Raw genomic sequence first — 1,465 nt, forward strand, 5'->3', positions numbered from 1 at the left:
GGCCGCTCCGCCTCCTGCGGCCAGGATCGTCGCTTCCGGGCACCCGCCACTGTCGTCTGCCGCGCCATTTCTCTCGCCGAACCCGCCAGCCTCGTACTCACAAAGACTAATCTATATCGTGATCCGATATGTTTTCACGACATAATTTTCGTCGTTCGACCAAAGGCGAATTTGACAGAAGGCATTCACAAGCAATGCTTGCGTCCAAGAGCTACACGCGGATGTGACATGCCCGGCGCGGGCAGGCCTGTGAGGTCTGCCGTCGCCGGACAAGTCGTGCTTGCGCCTGCAAACAAGAACGATGTTCGGAGGAAACGACCATGACTGACGATCTCATCCGCCGCGGCCTCTCGCGCCGTGGCCTGCTGCAGACCACAGCTAGCCTCATCGGCGGCTCGATGTTGCCCGCGATGCCGGCCTTTGCCGAGGACAAGCCGGCGATCGGCTCGTATCCCGCCGGCGTTTCGGGTTCCACCGCCTTCATCGGAATCTCGGTCCCGCGCACCGGCACCTATGCCGTGCAGGGCGAGGACGAGCTCAAGGGCTACCAGCTCGCGATCGAGCACATCAACAGCGGCCACGACCTGATCAAGAAGATCTCGCCGAAGACCAGCAAGGGCGTGCTCGGCAAGGAGCTGAAGTTCGGCGTCGCGGATTCCGCGGCCAAGCCGAACGAGGCGGTGCAGGCGCAGCAGCGCTTCATCAGCGAGAACAAGGCGATCATGATCACCGGCGGCACGTCGAGCGCCGTTGCGGTCGCGCTCAACAAGCTCGCGCAGCGCGAACACGTGCTGTTCGTGTGCGGCATTTCCGGCTCGAACGACACCACCGGCAAGGACTGCGTTCGCTACGGCTTCCGCCAGAACTTCTTCGGCCAGACCGCCGCCGCCGCGATCGGCCCGGTGATGGTGAGGGAGTTCGGCAAGAACAAGAAGGCCGCCTACCTGACGCCCGATTACACCTACGGCCACACCGTCACCAAGTCGATGCAGGACTTCCTCGCGACTGCAGGCTGGACGACGGTGACCAACCAGGTCGCGCCGCTCGGCGCGCCCGACTACTCCTCCTATCTGCTGAACGTCGCGAATTCCGGCGCCGACGTGCTCATCAACGTCAACTGGGGTCACGACGCGGTGCTGTCGACCCAGCAGGCCAAGCAGTTCGGCGTGCTCGACAAGATGAAGCTGGTCGTTCCCTACCAGGTACCTTTCATCGCGCGCGAGACCGGCGGCCTGATGCAGGGCGTCTACGCCGCCACCGACTATTGGTGGACGATCGAGGACAAGTTCCCGCTCGCCAAGATGTTCAACGAGGCCTTCGAGAAGAAGTACGGCTACAAGCCCGAATGGGGCGCCGAGAACGCCTATGTCAGCTTCGCGCACTGGGCCCACATGTGCGAGCAGGCCGGCAGCTTCAATCCGCCCGACGTGATCAAGGCCTACGAGAAGGGCGAGACGATCCCCTC

The 1,465-nt window shown here is 63.1% G+C and carries 1 protein-coding gene; it reads left to right on the forward strand.

The genetic code is table 11. The features are described 5' to 3' along the window. Positions 1-320: 320 nt before the first annotated feature. A partial coding sequence (locus IVB46_RS43590; RefSeq protein WP_247346062.1) for a substrate-binding protein occupies positions 321-1,465 on the forward strand: 1,145 nt, incomplete at its 3' end.

The organism is Bradyrhizobium sp. 61, from assembly GCF_023073075.1.
Taxonomy (GTDB): Bacteria; Pseudomonadota; Alphaproteobacteria; order Rhizobiales; family Xanthobacteraceae; genus Bradyrhizobium; species Bradyrhizobium barranii.